Source organism: Paractinoplanes hotanensis (genome assembly GCF_023717965.1).
Taxonomy (GTDB): Bacteria; Actinomycetota; Actinomycetes; order Mycobacteriales; family Micromonosporaceae; genus Actinoplanes; species Actinoplanes polyasparticus.
Window position 1 is genome coordinate 122062 of sequence record NZ_JAMQOL010000034.1, and the last position, 15653, is coordinate 137714.

14 protein-coding genes and 1 tRNA gene are annotated in these 15653 nt (G+C 72.1%); 10 read left to right on the forward strand and 5 right to left on the reverse strand.

Annotation, left to right across the window (positions count from 1 at the left end; translation table 11 throughout):
* Positions 1-18: 18 nt before the first annotated feature.
* The 3 genes from LXN57_RS24475 to LXN57_RS24485 form a co-directional block, all read right to left on the reverse strand.
* Entirely contained in the window at positions 19-3603 is a 3585-nt protein-coding gene (locus tag LXN57_RS24475; RefSeq protein ID WP_251800514.1) for a S8 family peptidase, read from the reverse strand.
* A 121-nt stretch (positions 3604-3724) separates the two neighbouring features.
* Positions 3725-4447, reverse strand: a complete 723-nt coding sequence (locus LXN57_RS24480) for a hypothetical protein (protein WP_251800515.1) — start codon at positions 4445-4447, stop codon at positions 3725-3727.
* Positions 4440-4973 carry an RNA polymerase sigma factor gene (locus LXN57_RS24485; RefSeq protein ID WP_251800516.1) on the reverse strand — a complete coding sequence of 178 codons (534 nt, stop codon included), beginning with the start codon at positions 4971-4973 and terminating at the stop codon, positions 4440-4442. The genes LXN57_RS24480 and LXN57_RS24485 overlap by 8 nt, the downstream gene beginning before the upstream one ends.
* Positions 4974-5102: 129 nt before the next feature.
* On the opposite strand from LXN57_RS24485, the gene LXN57_RS24490 reads away from it, so the two are divergent.
* The 10 genes from LXN57_RS24490 to LXN57_RS24535 all read left to right on the forward strand — a co-directional run bounded on the left by LXN57_RS24490 (position 5103) and on the right by LXN57_RS24535 (position 14522).
* Positions 5103-6311: a YncE family protein gene (locus LXN57_RS24490; RefSeq protein WP_251800517.1), complete on the forward strand. Its 1209-nt coding sequence runs from the start codon at positions 5103-5105 to the stop codon at positions 6309-6311.
* A gap of 195 nt (positions 6312-6506) precedes the next feature.
* A complete protein-coding gene (locus tag LXN57_RS24495; protein ID WP_251800518.1) occupies positions 6507-7490 on the forward strand; it encodes a polysaccharide deacetylase family protein in 984 nt (327 codons plus the stop codon).
* Positions 7491-7584: 94 nt separating this feature from the next.
* Positions 7585-7872: a hypothetical protein gene (locus tag LXN57_RS24500; protein WP_251800519.1), complete on the forward strand. Its 288-nt coding sequence runs from the start codon at positions 7585-7587 to the stop codon at positions 7870-7872.
* Positions 7873-8069: 197 nt separating this feature from the next.
* Positions 8070-8849, forward strand: coding sequence for a hypothetical protein (locus LXN57_RS24505; protein ID WP_251800520.1), 780 nt, complete (start codon positions 8070-8072; stop codon positions 8847-8849).
* Positions 8850-8909: 60 nt separating this feature from the next.
* Complete coding sequence (locus LXN57_RS24510) at positions 8910-9293, forward strand: VOC family protein (RefSeq protein ID WP_251800521.1); 384 nt, start codon at positions 8910-8912, stop codon at positions 9291-9293.
* A 35-nt stretch (positions 9294-9328) separates the two neighbouring features.
* Positions 9329-9490, forward strand: a complete 162-nt coding sequence (locus tag LXN57_RS24515; RefSeq protein WP_251800522.1) for a hypothetical protein — start codon at positions 9329-9331, stop codon at positions 9488-9490.
* A gap of 115 nt (positions 9491-9605) precedes the next feature.
* Entirely contained in the window at positions 9606-10322 is a 717-nt protein-coding gene (locus LXN57_RS24520; protein ID WP_251800523.1) for a hypothetical protein, read from the forward strand.
* 1 nt (position 10323) lies between these two features.
* Positions 10324-12195, forward strand: a complete 1872-nt coding sequence (locus LXN57_RS24525; RefSeq protein ID WP_251800524.1) for a CHAT domain-containing protein — start codon at positions 10324-10326, stop codon at positions 12193-12195.
* 99 nt (positions 12196-12294) lie between these two features.
* Positions 12295-13032 carry a sensor histidine kinase gene (locus tag LXN57_RS24530; RefSeq protein WP_251800525.1) on the forward strand — a complete coding sequence of 246 codons (738 nt, stop codon included), beginning with the start codon at positions 12295-12297 and terminating at the stop codon, positions 13030-13032.
* Positions 13029-14522 (forward strand): response regulator, encoded by a 1494-nt coding sequence (locus LXN57_RS24535; RefSeq protein ID WP_251800526.1) that lies wholly within the window; start codon positions 13029-13031, stop codon positions 14520-14522. Before LXN57_RS24530 ends, LXN57_RS24535 begins: the two co-directional genes overlap by 4 nt.
* Positions 14523-14529: 7 nt before the next feature.
* Here LXN57_RS24535 and LXN57_RS24540 read toward each other — a convergent pair whose 3' ends face one another.
* On the reverse strand, positions 14530-15312 hold the full coding sequence (locus tag LXN57_RS24540; protein ID WP_251800527.1) for a maleylpyruvate isomerase family mycothiol-dependent enzyme: 783 nt from the start codon (positions 15310-15312) through the stop codon (positions 14530-14532).
* A gap of 213 nt (positions 15313-15525) precedes the next feature.
* Positions 15526-15601 (reverse strand) — tRNA-His (locus tag LXN57_RS24545).
* Between the last annotated feature and the right edge of the window lie 52 nt (positions 15602-15653).

Below are 15653 nucleotides of genomic sequence, written 5' to 3' on the forward strand. Positions count from 1 at the left end.
GGTCCTCGGCGAGCGGTTTCATGCCCGGCCGTAGGCCCGGATCACGGTCTGCGTGACCGAGTTCCCGGACCGGTCCGAGGCGGTCACCCGCAGCGACACCGTTCCCTTCCCGGCCGGCACGACGACCGCCGAGCCGATGGTCAGAGCCGTTCTCCAGGTTCTGCCCTCGTCGGCCGAGGTCTCCACCTTCACCTTCCGCGCGTTCGGCGCCTTGACGCCGAGCAGATGCGGAAGCCTCGTGGTCACGCCGGTCGGGGTGACCGGCGCGTCGTAACCGATCTGGAGCAGCGGCAGAGTGCCCGCGCCGCCCGACTTGAAGGTCCACTCGGTCGCCGTGGACGTGCCGTACTGCCAGTCGGCGGCGTCCATGCTGAGCCGCTTGGTGGTCATCGCCAGCTTGTACGTGGCGGTCCCGGCCCGCACCGGCACGTCCTGCCATCCGTCGTTCAGCGTGGCGATCTCGGCGCCGTTGCGGGAGAGCGTCGTCGGGGTCGCCTCGACCAGGTGGTGTGTGTCGCTACTGTCCACGAAGGACGCGATCCGCAACTTCAGCGTGTTGCCCTCGCGGGTGTTGGTGTAGCCGCTGGGCGTGGCCGGCCGGACGACCGGCTTGTTCCACGTCTCCGACGAGGCGCCGGCCTTCGGGTACGAGACCGGGTCCTCCTCGATGCCGCCCAGCAGGCTGCCGCCGAAGTTGATCCAGGAGAACTCGTGGTGCACCTGGTGCTGCCACACGGTGTCACCGACCGACACCCACTCCTCGCGCACCGACGGCGTGCGGACCTGACGGTACGTGTCGTTCCAGGAGTACTCCTGGGCCGGGCGCCAGGCGAAGCGCTGCTCCTTGATCCATTCGAGGCCGCCGTTGTCCGGGTAGCTCGCGGTGACCCGGTGCGAGTTGGCCGCGGTGACCTTGTGCACGATCCCGGCCGCGGGCACCTGGTTCCTGGTCACCTGGAAGACGTCGTACAGGTAGGGGCTGTTCGGGGTGAGCGTCAACGAGATGCTCGCGCCGGGCTTGGCGGCCCGGGCCAGGATCCGCTGTCCGTCGTCGTTCGGCACGAGCGCGGTCGGGATCGGCAGCCTCGGACTGCTGGGCTCCCACGGCTGCCAGGCGCTGCGGTCGGCCGGCACCACGACCAGGGCCAGAGCCGCGCCGGCGTCGGCCGCGGCCTGCGACGCGTCCTCCTGGTTGTCGGCCTCGATCACGACCGCCTTGCCGCGGGCCTTGCCGCCGAGGCCCTTCACGAGGTCGAAGCGGCGCGTGCCGTCGTACATCGGGGAGGTCACGACCGGGTTGACGTCGAGCTCCCCAGTGACGCCCGGGATGGTCGCCTGCGCCAGCGGAGCGACCAGTTGCCAGCGCGACGAGAACTCGTAGCTGCCCGCGCGGAGTTTCGCGGTCGGCGTCACGTTGATCTTCTGGATCGTGCTGAAGTTCATGAAGCCGTTGATGACGCTGCGACCGGCGCCGGTGACCCGGTGCACGTAGTAGCTCTCCACCGTCTGCTGCTCGGCCGGCTTGGGCGTCTCGATGCGGATCGGCTTGGCGGTACGGGCATCGAGCACCACGGTCAGGTCGCGGTCGACCCGGAGCTCCGGGATGGTGATCAGGTTGTCCTGCTCGTCCGAGCGGTCGCCGTCCTGGATGGTCGCGTCGACCAGGTAGTCGCCCGCGCCCACCTGGAACGTCTTCTCCTGACCCGTCATGAGGTAGTTCAGGATGTCGTAACGGTGCTCGTCACCGAACGCCTGCAGCACCGGCACGGCCGCGGGTTCCCCGGCCCGGTTCACGGCCTTGAACGTGACCAGGTGGCGCTCCTTGTCCAGGGTGCCGCCGATCGCCGTGGTGGCCTTGACGTCGCCCGGTCCGGTGGCGGTGAGCCAGCCGCTGAACTGGCCGGGCGTGGCCGCGGCGATGTCGAAGGTGAGCGTGACGTCGGCGGTGCCGCCGGCCGGAACGGTCACCGTGGCCGCCGAGAGGCTGACCGCGGCGACGTTCTTGCTCAGGGCCAGCGTCACCGGGGCGGCGCCCGTGTTGGTGTAGGTGACGGTGCGTTCGACCTTGGCCGGGGTGTCGTCGAGGGCGCGCAGCCCGAAGTCGGCCACTCCGGTCGCGTACACCTGCTGGGTGGTGGCCCGGGTCAGGTCGACCCGGCCCGCGCCCTGCGCGTAGACCGAGGTGTCGGCCTGGGTCCGGGCCGTGCTGACCAGTTCGTTCTTGATCTGGGCGCCGGTCCAGTCCGGGTGCTGCTGGGCGATGATGGCGGCCGCGCCGGCCACGTGCGGCGTGGCCATCGAGGTGCCGTTGGCCGCGGTGTAGAGCGCGTCGACCGGCTCACCCATCGCGGTGCCCTCGGCGCGGGCGGCGACGATGCCGACGCCGGGCGCGGTGATCTCGGGCTTCAGGCCCTCGTCGCCGAAGCGCGGGCCCCGGCTCGAGAACTCGGCCATCCGGTCGTCGCGGTCGACCGCGCCCACGGTCAGGGCCGAGGGCGCGGCGCCGGGCGTGCCGACGGTGTAGTCCTGGCCCTCGTTGCCCGCCGCCACCACGAACAGGGCGCCGGTGGCCGCGCTGATCTCGTCGACGGCCGCGCTCATCGGGTCGGTGCCGTCGGTGGCGCCGCCGCCCAGGCTCATGTTGACGACCTTGGCGCCGGCGCCGGCCGCCCACTCCATGCCGGCGATGATGCCGGACTCGTAGCCGGAGCCGCTGTCGTCGAGCACCTTGCCGATCAGTAGCCGTGCGCCGGGCGCCACACCCTTGCGGGCGCCGTTCGCTCCGGCGCCCGAGCCCGCGACGGTGGCGGCCACGTGTGTGCCGTGTCCGAAGTGGTCGGTCGTGCCCGTGTTGCTACCACTGAAGTCCCGGGCCTCGAGAACGCGCCCGGACAGGTCGGGATGGGTCTGGTCGGCCCCCGTGTCGAGCACGGCCACCTTGACGCCGGCGCCGTCCAGGCCGGCCTTCCAGGCATCCGGCGCGCCGATCTGCGCGGTGCTGCGATCGAGCACCGGCTCGACCTTGCCGTCGAGCCAGATCTTGCCGGTGGGTGCGGTGCGTGAGCCGGTTTCGGCGCCAGCTTGCGTACGCCAGAAGTCCGCGAGCGACTTCTTGTCGGCGCGCACGGCCACGGCGCCGAGGCTGGGCAGATCGGTGCCCGGGGCGGCGCTCAGGGCGCGGGCGCCCGGCGACGACTGCACGATCAGCGGCAGAGTCGGGCTGGCCGCGTCGCCGTAGCCCTCGTCGACGAGGCGCTGCACGTCGAACAGCTCCGCGTCGACGCGTCCGTCGGCGATCAGTGGCACGGCGTCACGCGGGACGACCCGGATGCCGTCCTTGGTCTCGGTGGTCGTGAACGACATGCGTTCGCGACCGGGGCCCGGCCGCACCGTCGCCGCCACCCGGCCCTCGCCGGCCGGAGCCAGCTGGACGAGGTCGCCGGTGACGAGCGTGATCGCCTGCGCGGCCGGAGGGGTTGCGGCGCGAGCGGGCGCGGGTGCGGCCGGGGTGGCAGCGGCGGGTCCTGGGGGGAACCCGGCGACGCTGCCGGCTCCGATCAGGACGCCGGCAAGTGCGCGGGTGAGGCGCTTGTGTGGTGACAAGGCCGACTCCTTAGCGTGGGGTTGCCACGCATTTTGAAGTGCGCCGATGTCTGGCCGGGAGGTCTTCGCGGTGCCGCAGAGACGACATGGCGCGATGTGGACAGCTCCTGAACGACCTTGATCAGGAAAGTGACAGAGCGGCCGCGCGGGCCTCGTCGCGGCTGGTGAAGCCCTCGAGCCGGTACGTCACCCGACCGCGCTCCCAGATCAGGGTGGGCGTGGACAGCCGGGCGGTCGCGCTGCGCTCGGCCCCGGTGCGGTCGACGTAGGTGAGCGTGTGCGGTCCGGGCAGCCAGATCGCCATGTCGCCACCCAGTTCGACCCACTCGGCCTCACTCGCCTGCTTGAAGAAGGCGCCTGCGGACCCGTCGAACTGGTCGAACCGCACCGTGCCGCCGCGATAGAGGGCGCTGACCACCCGGGGCACTCCGTTGTCGTCGGGATCGGCGACCTCGACGCGCTCGGGTGGGCCGAGTGCGGCCGGCATCCGCACGACGAACGGAGCCCGCTGTTTCGCCGCCTCGAGGCTGACCGCACCGGCCGAGGGCAGCGGGCTGGGGCTTGCTTCCGGAATCGGCGGAGCGGCTTCCCGGCGTACTTCGATGCCCGCCACCCGCAGCACCGAGGCGACCACGTCGACGACGGCGGCCCGGGCCGGCTCGACCGCGACCACGGTGACGGCGACCGCCGCCACGACGGCCGCGAGCCAGACCCGCCACCGGCTGCCCCGGCGGGCGGTCAGGCGCTCGCGGACGGCCACCCGCTGGTCGGCCGCCTCGGGCACGGCCAGCCAGCCGTCGAGGCCGCGCAGTTCGGCGATCAGGTCGTCGTCGCGTTCAGGCACCGGGCACCTCCTCGGCCCGCAGGTGCTCGCGTAACCGGGCCAGCGCCCGCGAGGTCCGCGACTTCACCGTGCCCTTGGGCACACCCAGGGCCGCCGCCGTCTCCTGCTCGCTGAGGTCGAGCAGGAAGCGGCAGACGAGCACGTCCTGATCGCGCCGCTCGAGCAACCGCAGCCGGTCGACCAGCCTCTGCCGGCGCTCGCGGGCCAGCACGGTGTCGGCCGGGTCGGGCGCGTCCGGCAGCGGCTCGGACGCCGAGGCGGCGCGCAGGGCGAGGCCGTCACGGCGCCGGCGGGACCGGTGCAGGTTGCGCGTCTCGTTGGCCACGATCGCGAGCAGCCACGGGCGGAAGCCGGACTCGCCGCGGTAGCGCGACAACTGCCGGTACGCCTTCACCAGCGCCTCCTGCACCACGTCGTCGGCGTCGTCACCCGCGCCGAGCAGCACGGCGGCCCGGTGCGCGGGCACGGTGTAGCGGGCGACCAGGATCTCGTACGCCCCCAGGTCGCCACCCCGCGCCCGGCTCACCGCCGTCGCATCGTCGATCTCGATGGCCTCTCTCAGCCTCGGCTCCTTATTCGCACCGACACTGCACTGACACCGGCCGCGGCGGAACGGTTCCCGGAACCCGATGCGAAGTTGTGGTGTCAGCAAGACATGACCACACGCCGCTCGTTCCTGACGCTCTCCGGTGGCGTGCTCGCCGCCTCCGCCCTGGCCGGCTGCCGCGAGCGCGAGGCAGCCGCCGCACTGTCGTCCTCGGTGCCCGATGTGCTGCTGGCAGGCAGCCGTTCCGGGGTCGTGCGGCTCAGCGGAACCGAGGTGCGCCCGATCGGCGCGCAGTCGGTGCTGAGCCGGTCCGGCCACACCGCGTACGCCGTCGCCGGCGACAGCCTCGTACGGGTGGACGCGGTGACCGGGGCACCCGCCCGGAAGCAGTCGATCGGGGGTGGGTGGGTGCCCCGGGTGGTTGCCGAGTCGTCGGATCTGTGCGTCCTGCTGACGACTCCGCCGGGCGAGCCGCCGGCCGCCCGCACCACCTCGGGCCTGCTGGTGATCGGGGCCGGCCGGCGGCAGAAGTTCAACCTGCCGGGGTGCGTCGAGCCGGACGCCTTCACGTCCGACGGCACCGGCCTGTTCGTGCTCGACTGGTTGCCCGCCGATCGGCCCGGGCATTACCGCGTACGGCTGCTGGACTTCAACGACGGCAAGCTGCACCCGTTGTTCACGCGCGACAAGACGCCCGTGCCCGCGGGCGCCGAGGAGCAGATGCAGGGCCGTGGACGGCAGGCGGTCTACTCGCCGGACAGGCAGACGCTGTACACGCTCTACACCCACCAGCCCGAGCACCAGCACACCCGCAACCTGCTCAACGGCACCCGCAGCCACGTGCACGCGTTCGTCCACGTGCTGCACCTGGCCGAGCGCTGGGCGTACTGCCTGGATCTGCCCGATCCGTTCGGGCAGGGGCCGGCCGAGGGGCACGCGCTGGCGGTGGACGGGACGCGGCTCGCGGTGCTGGACACGGCATCCGGGTCGATCGCGCACGCGAACACCGAAACGCTGCGGATCGAGCGGGTGGCCCGGATCGGGGCGGGCCGGGGCGCAGCGAGTCTCGTCTTCAGCCCGGACGCCCGGCTGCTGGCCGCCGACGGCGCCACCGTGCACGCGCTCGACCGCACCACCGACCAGGCCCTGGCGACGTGGGTGCTGCCGTCGGCCGTACGCGGGTTGCGGCTCAGCGCGGACGGATCGCGGCTCTATGCCGGGGGCGAGAACGGAGTGGTCTGGCTGGACGCCGGCTCGGGCGCGCTTCGAGGCCGGGCCAGGGTGGACGGCCTGACCGACGTGCTTTCCGTCAGATGACCGAAAGTTTCGGACTTCTTGTCGCCATGATCAGCGGTCCCACCAGCCGATAATTCGCCGGAAGTTAGAGGTTGACGGATCGTGGACGCGCTCCCAAGATGAATCCAGCGACGATCGTCGATCGCGTGACGGCGGACGGCTTCCACCGGCTGTCCGCCGCCACACTCCCCCGAAACCGACGAAGGTGAGTCCCCCGTGATCCGTCCTCGATCCCTGTTACTGACCGTCGCGGCGGCGCTGCTGGCCGGCGCCGGCGCGGTCGCCCTCATCCCCCCGGCGCAGGCCGCCGCCAGCTGCGCCAACGGCTACGTGGGCCTCACCTACGACGACGGGCCCAACCCGGGCACCACCACGTCGCTGCTGAACACGTTGCGCAGCAACGGATTGCGGGCCACGATGTTCAACACCGGGCAGAACGCGGCGGCCAATCCCGGCCTCGTGGCGGCCCAGGTGTCGGCCGGCATGTGGGTCGCCAACCACAGCTACACGCACCCGCACATGCTCACGCTGAGCCAGTCGGCCATGTCGTCGGAGCTGTCGCGCACCCAGACGGCCATCCGCAACGCCGGCGGCGGCACCCCGACGATCTTCCGGCCCCCGTACGGCGAGACCAACTCGACGCTCCAGTCGGCCGCCTCGGCGCTCGGCCTGCGCACGGTCACCTGGGATGTCGACTCGCAGGACTGGAACGGGGCGAGCACCGCGCAGATCGTGCAGGCCGCCTCGCGGCTGACCAACGGCCAACTGATCCTGATGCACGACAACTACCAGACGACCATCGCGGCCATCCCGCAGATCGCGGCCGGCCTGGCCCAGCGTGGCCTGTGCGCCGGCACGATCTCGCCGTCCACCGGCCGGGCCGTGGCCCCCGACGGCGGCTCCGGGCCGACCAACCCCCCGCCCACCAGCGGCGCCTGCACCACCACGTACACAGCCGGGCAGCAGTGGTCCGACCGCTTCAACGGCTCGGTGGCCGTCAGCGGCACGAGCAACTGGGTCGTCACCGTGACCCTGCGCTCGCCGCAGCGGGTCCTCGCCACCTGGAACGCGTCGGTCACCTACGACAGCACCGGACTGGTGCTGACCGCGCGGCCCAACGGGAACGGCAACACGTTCGGCCTCACCATTCAGCACGGCGGTAACTGGAACTGGCCGTCGCTGAGCTGCCGGGTGGGCTGACCGTCGGGCGTGGGGGTGCGGGTTCCGCATCCCCACGCTTGATCATCCGGAGTGGCGTCTGTCCTTTCGTGCCCGAGTGGGTAGATTGGGACGCATGGCAACGAACTCAGTCCGCGGCGCTCTGCTGCGGTCGTTGCCACTTCTGCTCCTGCTGCTGACGCTGGGCCTGACCGCGCCGCAGACGACATCACAGGTGCTTTCCTCCGCGGGCGTGGCGCACACCGCCCCCGCCGCGGATTCCACTGCCGACACTCCGGCCACCGAGCCGGTCGAGGCAGAAACCCGTACGGCGGCGCCCGTCGCCGACCGTACGCGGGCTCTCCGGGCGCAGCGCACCGCCGGTGTCTCCGGCTCCCGCGCCCCGCCTTTCCACTCCGCCTGATCACGCGCTGACGGCCCTCGCGGCCGTGCCCGTGGTCGCCGCCTCCGCGCCTCCGGCTGCCCTTGTGCTCCGGTCCGCGCGGAGCTGAACGGCCTTCGGCGGAGCGGATTCCCGTCCCCTCGTCGGCCTCGTCACACCCCATTCGCGCCTCGTCGGCGCACAGCCCGACATCCCCGAGCGGACAGGACTTCCTGGCGATGAACAACGTTGTTGCCGAAATGCTGCTGACCACCCCGGCCCCGGCGGCCATCTGGGTGACCCTGTGGATCCTCACCCTGCCGGCCATGCTGCTGCTGGCCAGCCCGCGGGCGATGGCCAACCCGATGCAGGCGCTGCGCGAGACGTTCTCGTGGCTGCGCGACCGCACCGAGGAGCGCCGCGAACTGGCCCTCGAGGCCATCGCGGCCACCCAGTTCGCCGAGGAGGTGCGCGTCGCCGCCGACCGGGCCGCGCTGGCCGCCGACCGCTGGCAGGAGCGCTGGGAGCTCGCTTCCGACGAGGTCACCGAGGCCTGGCAGGCCTGGCTGGACGCCGACGCCCGGCTGCGCACCCGCCGGGCCGGCGCCGCCTTCGGCATCCCGTGGAGCGCGCAGACCCCCACCGAGTACGCGGCCCGCGAGCGCTTCCTGCACAAGGCCGTCCGCACCGCCGCCGACAACGGCTGGCTGCCGGCCGCGGCGGTGGCCGACGCGCTGGCCGGGCGGGCCGGCTGGGACGCGCGCCTGCACCCGCTGGAGCAGGAACTGGTCGTCTTCCGCGCCGCCGCCGGCCACCTGCGCGACCACTACGAGCGCGCCGTGGCCACCGAGCGTGCCGCCGCCCACGACGCCGAACTGGCCCGCCGCACTCGCGACAGCCTGCGCCAGGAGTCCTGGCTGGCCACCACCCGGGCCGCCGAACTGCACCGCCACCTGCCGGCCGGCCTCACCGAGGCTCAGCCCGCCGCAGAGCCCACGTTCGCCGCCGCGTGGCGCTGACCCTGCCCCAGCCCCGGTTCGGGCCTGTACCGCCCGCCTGGCGGGGCTAACGTGCAGGACATGTCGACGCACTGGACCCTCGGCGGGGACGCCGCCGATCCGCACCGGCTGGCCGCCTTCTGGGCGACGGCGCTGGGCTACATCGCCGAGCCCGGCTACGACGACCCCGACGGCGCCTCGCTCATCGACCCCGGCGGCCGCGGCCCGGCGATCAGCTTCCTTCGGGTGCCCGAGCCGAAGACCAGCAAGAACCGCCTCCACATCGACCTCCGGGTGGCCGGCGAGCCCCCGTGGGACATGCCCGCCCGCGAGCGCCTCATCCGAACCAGGGTCGCCGAGCTGCGCGCGGCCGGCGCGACCGAGGTCCGCGACCACCACTACGGCGACCAGCTCGGCCACGTGGTGATGCTCGACCCCGAGGGCAACGAGTTCTGCGTCGCCTGAGACCGCGCTACGGCCTCGTGAGCAGGCAGCTGGACTTGTTCAGGTCGATCGTGCGGCTCGTGGTCAGGCACGTGGTGAACCAGCGCGATGGTGGACGCCAGGGTGGTGGCGGCGACCGCCTGGGCGGGGGCCGGTCCGGCCACGACGCCGGTGATGGCGGCGGCCGTGGCGGCGGCGAGAGCGAGAGCACGTCGTAAGCGCATGGCACGCACCCTCGCACCGCCCATTTATGGCTGCCAATCTATAGCGCGCGGATCATATTCCCCGGCCGGTCCGTTGTGCACGGACGCGGAGCGGGCCAGGATGAGCCGCATGGGCACCGCCAGGAAGTTCGGCCAGATTCTGCATTCCGAGCTCGACGTGCACGCGGCGTGGGTGCCCGTGACCAACACGTTCGCGCTCGGCGACTACGGCGTGATCAGTGGCGGTGTCTTCGTCAAGACGGGCAACATCGCCGAGTACGGGATCACCTTCGCCACCGCCTCGGGCCCGTCGGCCCGGCTGCGGTTCCGGTCCGACGGCGTACGGGTCACGAGGTTCGTCGCCGGGGCCGAGGTGCCGAACATCCCGCAGGTCGACCTCGAGGCCTCGATCCGCATCGAGTTCTCGGCGTCGGATTCGTTCTACGTCGACGCGCCCGTGCTCACCGTCGATTCGATCGAGGATGTCGCCCGGGTCGGCGCCGCGTTGCGCGAGGTCGAGGGTTGGCGCCGCCGGCACAAGGTGGTCTTCTCGACGTACACGGGCCAGGGTTGCACGGTCATCTCGTCGCGCAAGGCCAACTCGACCTTCGAGCTCAGCGCCACGGCCGACGTGCTGCGCCTGCTCGAGCTGGGCAAGGCCACCGGCGGCATCACGCTCTCCGGCGAGTCGGCGGCCGGCCTCGAGGTGATCGGCGCGACCGGCGTCGTCGGGCTGCGCCTGTTCAAGCTGCGGCAGCTCACCGGCGGCACCGACGTCCTGCACACCGGCGAGCCGGACGACGAGATCGAGTACGAGGCCCCGGGCGACCCGGAGGACGACCTCTGACATGCGGTCCGAGCTGATCGAGTTCTTCCGCTTCGACTCCCCCGACTCAGGCATGCTGCGGATGGGCGACCGTTACCTGCGGGCGCGCGGCAACGAGCCGGTCGCCGAGGTGCACATCCCGATCCGCCACAGCGACTTCCTGCGCCGGCTCGACCACCTCCGGTACGAGATGGAGAACGACGCCGACCGCCGCGAGGCGGCCCTGCGGGACCTGGCCGAGGTGGTCACCCAGGTGCTGGGTGTCTGCGAGAGCCCGAACGAGCCGATCCAGATCGACCTGGTGACCAACGCCGCCGAGCTGAGCGCCCTGCCGTTCGAACTCGCCCGGGACGCCGACGACCGCCCGGTGTTCGCGGTGTCGGATCCCCCACTCGTGCTGACCCGCCGGGTGCGCACCGGCCTGCACGGCACCCGCCACGTCTGGTGGTCGACGCCGCGTGTGCTGTTCGCCGCCGCCTCCCTGCCCGGAGCGGGCAAGCCGGTGCCGGTCGGCGAGCACCGGACGGCGCTGCGCGAGGCGCTCAAGCCGTGGAGCGAGCCGCTGCCGATCGAGGGTATGCAGGACGCCGTCCGCGACAACCGCCGCGTGCTGACCACCCTCGACCGCGCGAGCCTGGGCCGGATCGCCGCGGCCGCACGGGCTGCCGTGGCCGAGGGCCGCCCGTACACCCACCTGCATGTGCTGGCCCACGGCAGCAACGTCGGCGACCAGTTCGAGCCCGAGTTCGGCGTCGCGCTGTTCGCCGACGACGACAAGACACGGGCCGACGTCACGCCGGACGACCTGCGGGCGGTGATCCAGTCGATCGAGCCCGGCCCGGTCGTCGTCACCCTCGCGGTGTGCGACGGCGGCAACCAGTCGAACAGCGTGACCGGCGGCGGCAGCCTGGCCCACGAGCTGCACGAGTCCGGCGTGCCGGTCGTGCTGGCCTCGCAGTTCCCGCTCACCTTCGCCGGCTCGATCACGTTCGCCCGGCAGTTCTACGGCGAGCTGCTGGCCGGCGGCGATGTGCGTACCGCCCTGCACCGCACCCGTCGCCGGCTGCACACCGAGGGCGCCGACACCAAGCACGACTGGGCCAGCCTGGTCGCGTACGTGCAGCTGCCCGAGGACTACCAGGACAGGCTGTACGAGGTGGCGATGCAGGCCGAGATGGCGTCGCTGCGCACCGCCCAGCTGTGGTCGGACAGGCTGGTCAACGAGGGCGTCACCGACCCGGCCGCGTTCGAGACGGTGGCCGAGCAACTGCGGTCGCGGATCGCCTCGCTGACCCGCTACGTCGGGGACGGCGAGGCAGCGCCGGCCGAGGCGGCCCGGCTCGAGAACTTCGGCATCCTCGGCAGCGCCCAGAAGCGGTACGCCGAACTCTCGTTCCGTCGCGACGATCCCGACGGAGCCCGGGGGGCCCTGCGCGAGGCCCGCCGCTGGTACCTGCGGGGCTTCACCAGCAGTCTTTCCCACCACTGGCACGGCGTGCAGGCGCTCTCGATCGAGGCGGCGCTCACCGGCCGCATCGGGCGGCCCGGTCAGTGGTACGCCGCTGTCGAGGCGGCCGAGGCGGACGACGACATCTGGGCGCCCGGTTCACTGGCCGAGCTCTATCTGCTCGCGCCGCTGGCCGGTCTGCCCCCGGCCCTGCCGCAGGCGGAGCGCCAGCTGACCGAGCTGGCCCGCCGGGCCGAGGGTCCCGTGCCGATCGACTCCACGCGCCGCCAGCTCGACCGGTACGTCCGCTGGTGGACCCGGCGTCACGGCTACTTCCCGGACTTCCCCGGCGGCGATCTGACCGAGGACGCCTCGCGGCTGCTGGAAGGGCTCAGTGCCTTGCCGGCGCCATCCCGTTCAGCACCACCGTCCATGGTGGATCCGTAAGCCCGCCGGGCCGGAATGCGTAAAAGGCTCATTTTTGGTGTGATCCGCGCGTATCTTCGGAAGACCGGTCTGGCGGGCGAGACGGGCGGTGAGGCGACCATGACCACCGGGCATCGCGATCTTCACGACGAGCTGGCGGAGCAGGTCCGGGAGCTCGACGCGTTCGCGTACTCCGTGTCGCACGACCTGCGCGCGCCGCTGCGCAGCCTGGAGGGGTTCAGTCAGATCCTGCTCGAGGAGCACGCGGCCGGCCTCGACGACGAGGGCCGGCGCTACCTCGAGCGCATCCGGGCCAACGTCGAACGGATGACCGAGATGATGGACGCCCTGCTGGAACTGTCGCACGCCGCGCGGTCGCAGTTGCACCGGCAGACCACGGACATCAGCGCCCTGGCCCGCGAGGTGGCGGCCGAGCTGACCGCCGCCGATCCGGGCCGTCCGGTGCGTTTCGCCATCGCCGAGGGGCTGGTCGCGCCGGGCGACCCGCAGCTGATCCGGCTGGTGCTGCAGAATCTGCTCGGCAACGCGCACAAGTTCACCGCGAAGCGGCCCGACGCGCTGATCGAGCTGGACTCGGAACGCCAGGACGGCGTCGACGTCTACGCGGTGCGCGACAACGGCGCCGGCTTCGAACCCCGCCAGGCGCACCGCATGTTCGACCCGTTCCAGCGGCTGCACCTGGCCGCCGAGTTCGAGGGCACCGGTGTCGGCCTGGCCATCGTCCGGCGGATCGTGGCCCGGCACGGCGGCAAGATCACCGCGTCGGGCGAGCCCGGCGCGGGTGCGGTGGTGCGCTTCAGCCTGACCCCCGGACCGGCCGGCTGGGAGCTGCGATGACGGCAGCGCAGATCGAGGTGCTCGTGGTCGACGACAACGACGACGACGCCGTGCTGATCGGGCACTCGCTGTCCCGGGCCGGCCTGCCGGTACGGCTGACCCGGGCCGAGACCTCCGAGGAGGTGACGGCCACGCTCGCCGGGCGACCGGTCGACGTGGTCATCTGCGATTACAACCTTCCCGGCGTACGGGCGGAGGACGTGCTCGTCCAGGTCCGCGAGCACGACGCGGACCTGCCCTTCGTGCTCGTCTCGGGCCAGGTCGGCGAGGAGAAGGCGGCCGACCTGATGCGCGCGGGCGCTCGCGACTTCGTCCTGAAAGACCGTCTGACCCGGCTCGCCCCGGCCGTGCAGCGGGAACTGCACGAGGCCGCCGAACGCCGCCGCCACCGCCACACCGAACAGCAGCTGCGCCAGGCCGAGCGCCTCGACTCGCTGGGTCAGCTGGCCGGCGGCATCGCCCACGACTTCAACAACATCCTCGCGGTCATCTCCGGCTACGCCACGATCCTCAACGAGGAACTGGGCCCCGACCACGCACTGCACGCCGACGCGCTGGCGATCGAGCAGGCAGCGGCGCGCGGCAGCGGTCTGACCCGCCAGCTGCTCATCTTCAGCGGCCTCGAACCGTCCCGCCCGGAACTGCTCGACCTGAACGTCGTGGCCACCGACATGCAGCGCGTCCTGTCCCGCACGCTGGGCGACGACGTGGAGCTGACCACGATGCTGTCGCTGAACCTGCCGCGCATCACGATCGACCGCAGCAAGCTGGAACAGGTCATCATGAACGCCGCCATGAACGCGCGGGCGGCGATGCCGTCGAACGGCCGGTTGACGGTGTCGACCGAGGTGGTGCGCGAGACCGGCCACGTCTGTCTGTCCATCATCGACAGCGGCCGGGGCATGCCGCCCGAGGTGGCGGCACGCGCCTTCGAGCCGTTCTTCACCACCAAGGGACGCGGCAAGGGCACCGGCCTGGGCCTGGCCACGGCGTACGGCGTCATCACCGAGGCCGGCGGCACGATCAGCCTCGACTCCCGGCCCGGCGAGGGCACGACGCTGCGCATCTGCCTGCCCCCGGCCGAGATCGCGGCGCCCGCCTCGACCCTGGTGAGGCGGCCCCCTTCGACGACGGGCCGCATCCTGGTGGTCGAGGACGAGGACGGCGTACGCGACATCGTCGGCCGCATCCTGCGCCGGGCCGGCTACGAGGTGCACGCCGCGGACGACCCGGTCGAAGCGCTGCGCCTGGTCCACGACGGACTCGAGCTCGACGCGCTACTGACCGACATCATCATGCCGGGCATGTACGGCACCCAGCTGGCGGCCGAACTGCGGAAGATCCGCCCCGCCCTGCCGGTCGTCTTCATGTCCGGCTACACCAGCGGCTCCGCCCCCGGCGGCGAGGAGCTACCGGCCGACGCGCCGCTGCTGCACAAGCCCTTCCAGAGCGAGAACCTGCTCAACGCCCTGCACACCGTGCTCCACTGAGGACTGTTCAGTCGGCGACATGGGCCGTGTGATCGAGCCAGTGCTGAGCGAGGGCGGCGTCGCCGTCGACGGCTCCGTGGCCGGCGAGCGGCAGTCGCCGGGTCAGGATCAGCAGCAGCGACTGGGCCGGGCCGGTCACCGTCACGTCGGCCTTCCGGGTGCCGGGCTGCCACGTCGCCCCATCGGGCCGCCGCTCGACGAACCAGCCTTCCGCGGTGTCGGTGGCCCGCCACTGCAGGGTCTGGCCGGCGCCCCGGATCGCGTGGGCGGACTCGGACCGGTACATCTGCCACGTGGGCGAGGTCAGCATCGCGAAGTGGTTGCTGATGAGCGCCGCGGCGACGTCCGGCTCGATGTCGGGCGGCCGGTGCGCCGCGGCGGCGGCGTCGAAGCCGTGGACGACGGTCTCGTTGAGCACGCTGGAAAGCCAGAACCGCCCGCCGGTCCGTTCGTCGCCCGCGGCGTTGAACACCGGCGCGTCGAGCGCGTCGTCGGAACACGCGTCCACGACCCGTTGCGCGGACTCCGACAGCCACGTCGGCCAGTCATGGGAATCGACGGGGAGGACGGCCATCTCCGCGGGCAGCCGGGCCGGATCGGTGACGCGCCGCTCGATGATCTCGGCGACCCAGTTCTGTGTCTGACCGACGTGCTCGACCAGTTCGGTGACGGTCCACTGCGGGGCCGTCGGCACGGCGGCACCCGGCCCGGCTGCGGCGGCCGCCTCGGCCATACGGCCCGTGTGTTCGACGATCGCCCGGCGGGCTCGATCCGGGCTGAGCTCGATCATGGGATTCTCCGCTCCGTGAGTTCGGTGTGCTCTGATGACCCGCCGCGACGGTCGAACTCATCGGTCCGGTCGATCCGCGTGGCCGGATGCTCACCTGCATCGCGCGGCCCCGGCACGGGCTTCGTCGTGGGCCTCGGCCTCGGGCTGCGCTGCGAATCGCCGTACGGAAAAAAGCGAAGGCCCGGTCAGCGTGACCGGGCCTTCGTTACCGCTTGGGGTGATCGACGGGACTTGAACCCGCGACCCCCTGGACCACAACCAGGTGCTCTACCAACTGAGCTACGACCACCATTGCGCACGAGGAACCAACCCCGTGGTGCCGGACAAGCATAGCCGAACTC